This window comes from Kitasatospora sp. NPDC057512, assembly GCF_042802135.1.
Taxonomy (GTDB): Bacteria; Actinomycetota; Actinomycetes; order Streptomycetales; family Streptomycetaceae; genus Kitasatospora.
Map to the genome: position 1 here is coordinate 1 of NZ_JBHVET010000705.1, position 4,488 is coordinate 4,488.

The following is a 4,488-nucleotide window of genomic DNA, read 5'->3' on the forward strand; positions in this document are numbered from 1 at the left end:
CCGCCGCCGGAGCCGCCCTCGGGGCCCATGTCGACGATCCAGTCGGCCGTCTTGATCACATCGAGGTTGTGCTCGATGACGATCACCGTGTTGCCCTTCTCCACCAGCCCGCTGAGCACCTTGATCAGCTTGCTGATGTCCTCGAAGTGCAGGCCGGTGGTGGGCTCGTCCAGCACGTAGACCGTCCGCCCGGTGGAGCGCTTCTGGAGCTCCGAGGCGAGCTTGACGCGCTGCGCCTCGCCGCCGGAGAGGGTGGGCGCCGACTGGCCGAGCCGGACGTAGCCGAGGCCGACGTCGTTGAGCGTCCGCAGGTGCCGGGCGATCGCCGGGACGGCCTCGAAGAAGCCCAGCGCCTCCTCGATCGGCATGTCCAGCACCTCGGCGATGGACTTGCCCTTGTAGTGGACCTCCAGCGTCTCCCGGTTGTACCGGGCGCCGTGGCAGACCTCGCACGGCACGTAGACGTCCGGCAGGAAGTTCATCTCGATCTTGATGGTGCCGTCGCCCGAGCAGTTCTCGCAGCGGCCGCCCTTGACGTTGAAGGAGAACCGGCCGGGCAGGTAGCCGCGGACCTTGGCCTCCTGCGTCTCCGCGAAGAGCCGGCGGACGTGGTCGAACACCCCGGTGTAGGTGGCCGGGTTGGAGCGCGGGGTGCGGCCGATCGGCGACTGGTCGACGTGCACCACCTTGTCCACCTGGTCGGTGCCGGTGATCCGGGTGTGCCGGCCGGGCACGCTGCGGGCGCCGTTCAGCTCCCGGGCGAGGTGGGTGTACAGGATGTCGTTGACCAGCGTCGACTTGCCGGAGCCGGAGACGCCGGTGATCGCGGTGAAGGTGCCGAGCGGGAAACCGACCGTGACGTCCTTGAGGTTGTGCTCGCGGGCGCCGTGGACCGTCAGCTGGCGCTTCTTGTCCCGCTCGCGGCGGGTGGCCGGGATCGGGATGGACCGCTTGCCGGAGAGGTACTGGCCGGTCAGCGACTCCTTGTTGGTGAGCAGCTGCTTCAGCGAGCCGGAGTGCACCACCTTGCCGCCGTGCTCGCCGGCGCCCGGGCCGATGTCGACCACCCAGTCCGCCGTCTTGATGGTGTCCTCGTCGTGCTCGACGACGATCAGGGTGTTGCCGATGTCGCGCAGCCGCACCAGCGTCTCGATCAGCCGGTGGTTGTCCCGCTGGTGCAGGCCGATGGACGGCTCGTCCAGCACGTACAGCACGCCGACCAGGCCGGAGCCGATCTGGGTGGCCAGCCGGATGCGCTGGGCCTCGCCGCCGGACAGGGTGCCGGCCGCGCGGTCGAGCGAGAGGTAGTCCAGGCCGACGTCGACCAGGAAGCGCAGCCGCTCGTTGACCTCCTTGAGGACCCGCTCGGCGATCTGCTTGTCCCGGGCGTTGAGCCTCATCGCGCCGAGGAACTCGGAGCAGTCGCTGATCGACATCGAGGAGACGTCGGCGATCGACCTGCCCTCGACGGTGACAGCGAGGACCACCGGCTTGAGCCGGGTGCCCTGGCACGTCGGGCAGGGCACCTCGCGCATGTAGCCCTCGAAGCGCTCGCGGCTGCTGTCGCTCTCCGCCTCGGTGTGCCGGCGCTGGATGAACGGGATCGCGCCCTCGAAGCCGGTGCTGTACGAGCGCTCGCGGCCGAAGCGGTTGCGGTAGCGGACCTCCACCTGGTGCTTGTGCCCGTACAGCAGCGCCTTCTTCGCGCGGGCGGGCAGCCCGGCCCAGGGGATGTCGGTGCGGAAGCCGAGCTCCCCGGCCAGCGCGTCGATCAGGCGCTGGAAGTACTCCTTGGCGTGCCCGGCCGACCACGGGTGGATCGCACCCTCGTCCAGCGAGCGCTCGACGTCCGGCACGACCAGCTCCGGGTCGACCTCCATCCGGTTGCCCAGGCCCGAGCAGTCCGGGCAGGCGCCGAAGGGCGAGTTGAAGGAGAACGAGCGCGGCTCCAGCTCCTCGAACGACACGTCGTCGTACGGGCAGTAGAGGTGCTCGGAGTACATCCGCTCGCGCTCCGGGTCGTCCTCGGGGAGGTCGACGAAGTCGAGCACGACCATGCCGCCGGACAGCCGCAGGGCCGTCTCCACCGAGTCGGTGAGCCGCCGCTTGGCGCTGTCCTTCACGGTCAGGCGGTCGATGACCACCTCGATGGTGTGCTTCTCCTGCTTCTTGAGCTTCGGCGGCTCGGCGAGCTGGATCGTCCCGCCGTCGACCCGGGCGCGGGAGTAGCCCTTGGACTGGAGGTCGGCGAAGAGGTCGACGAACTCGCCCTTGCGCTCGCGCACCACCGGGCTGAGCACCTGGAACCGGGTGCCCTCGGCGAGCTCCAGCACCTTGTCCACGATCGCCTGCGGCGACTGCTTGGCGATCGGGCGGCCGCAGTGCGGACAGTGCGGCTTGCCGATCCGGGCGAACAGCAGGCGCAGGTAGTCGTAGACCTCGGTGATGGTGCCGACGGTCGAACGGGGGTTGCGGTTGGTGGACTTCTGGTCGATCGAGACGGCCGGGGAGAGGCCCTCGATGAAGTCCACGTCGGGCTTGTCCATCTGCCCGAGGAACTGACGGGCGTAGGAGGACAGCGACTCGACGTAGCGGCGCTGGCCCTCGGCGAAGATCGTGTCGAAGGCGAGCGAGGACTTGCCGGAGCCGGAGAGGCCCGTGAAGACGATGAGGGAGTCGCGGGGCAGGTCGAGCGAGACGTTCTTGAGGTTGTGCTCGCGAGCACCGCGGACGATGAGGCGGTCGGCCACTGCTTCTGGCGCCTTTCTCCGGGGCGAGAGGGCTTGCGTTGGGATGTGCTGCTTCTTCCAGGATGCGGCAGCCAGCCTATAGCTCAGACGTTCGAATATCGACCTTGTCCAGCCGGGACCACCCGAACGAGTGAGGCCACCCCCCGGGCCGTCCGTACCCGCACGGTGCGCGTACCCGAAAACCCCCTGCTCAGGGCCCGGATTCGGCGGTAGCGTCACCTGGTCAACGAGCGAAGCCCGCTCCGGGCAACGCCCCGTTCCGCACGGAAGGCAGATTCGATGACCGACCCGAGGTCCGCCGCCGACTCCTGGCTCGGCCAGGTCGAGGAGAGCACCGGGCGCCTGCTGCGCACCGTCGCCGGGCTGAAGCCCGACGCCGTCGCCGAGCCCTCCGCCCTCCCCGGCTGGACGAAGGGCCACGTGCTGGCCCACCTCGCCCGCAACGCCGACTCCCTGGTCAACCTGCTGACCGGCGCCCGCACCGGCACCGACGTCCCGCAGTACGCCAGCCACGAGGCCCGCGACCAGGACATCGAGCGCGACGCGCCCCGCCCGCTCGACGTCCACCTCGCCGACCTGCGCGAGTCCCACGAGCGCTTCCTGGCCGCCGCCGCGCTGATGACCGACGACGCCTGGGCGGCGTCCGTCAGGCACCGCTTCGGCTACGTCTTCCCGGCCCACCAGATCCCGCACAAGCGCCTGCTGGAGCTGGAGTACCACCACGTCGACCTGGCCGCCGGCCACACCCCGGCGGACTGGCCCGAGGACTTCGCCGTCGCCCAGTTCCGCAAGCTCGCCGCGGGCCTGGCCGGGCAGGCCGACCTGCCCGCCGTCGAGCTGGTCGCCGACGACACCGACGACCGCGCCGTGATCGGCACCGGCGAGCCCGCCCGCATCGTCCGGGGCCCCGTCCGCGCCCTTACCGCCTGGCTCTCCGGCCGCTCCGCCGGCGACGGCCTGCACCGCACCCCCGACACCGCCCTGCCCCCGCTTCCCCCCATGGGCTGACGGCGCGAGGATGATGCCAGGGAGATCCACACGACGAGGAGCAGACGGATGACGTACCACGGAGCGGTCAAGGTCGGCGGACCGCCGGACGTGCGGGAACTGGCCCACCTGATCATCACCAAGGTGGCCGTCGGCCCGTACGACAACAACGCCTACCTGCTGCGCTGCCGGGCCACCGACGAACAGCTCCTGATCGACGCGGCCGCCGACGCGCCGGTGCTGCTGGAGACCGTCGGGGACGACCTCGAAACGGTGGTCACCACCCACCGCCACCACGACCACTGGGGCGCGCTGGCCGAGGTGGTCGCCACCACCGGTGCCCGGACGGCCGCCGGTGAGCACGACGCCGAGGGCATCGACGTCCCCACCGAGCTGCTGCTCGCGGACGGCGACACGCTGCGGGTCGGCGAGGTGGAGCTCACCGTCCGGCACCTGGTCGGCCACACCCCGGGCGCCATCGTGCTCGTCTACGACGACCCGCAGGGCCACCAGCACGTCTTCACCGGCGACTGCCTCTTCCCGGGCGGCGTCGGCAACACCTGGGGCGACCCTGAGGCCTTCCGGACCCTCTACCGGGACGTCACCGAGAAGATCTTCGACGTCCTCCCCGACGAGGCCTGGGTCTACCCCGGCCACGGCTCCGACACCACCGTCGGCGCCGAGCGCCCGCACCTCGACGAGTGGCGCGAGCGCGGCTGGTAGCCCCTCCCCCGCCGCACGGCCGAGGCCC

General features: G+C 70.8%; 3 protein-coding genes. 2 read left to right on the top strand and 1 reads right to left on the bottom strand.

From position 1 onward, the window contains the following. A partial coding sequence (gene uvrA / locus ACFU6K_RS32260; protein WP_380669073.1) for an excinuclease ABC subunit UvrA occupies positions 1-2,750 on the bottom strand: 2,750 nt, incomplete at its 3' end. A gap of 279 nt (positions 2,751-3,029) precedes the next feature. On the opposite strand from uvrA, the gene ACFU6K_RS32265 reads away from it, so the two are divergent. Both ACFU6K_RS32265 and ACFU6K_RS32270 read left to right on the top strand, forming a co-directional pair. Continuing rightward, positions 3,030-3,758: a maleylpyruvate isomerase family mycothiol-dependent enzyme gene (locus tag ACFU6K_RS32265; protein ID WP_380669075.1), complete on the top strand. Its 729-nt coding sequence runs from the start codon at positions 3,030-3,032 to the stop codon at positions 3,756-3,758. Positions 3,759-3,806: 48 nt separating this feature from the next. Then, positions 3,807-4,460 carry an MBL fold metallo-hydrolase gene (locus tag ACFU6K_RS32270; protein ID WP_380669077.1) on the top strand — a complete coding sequence of 218 codons (654 nt, stop codon included), beginning with the start codon at positions 3,807-3,809 and terminating at the stop codon, positions 4,458-4,460. Positions 4,461-4,488 lie beyond the last annotated feature (28 nt).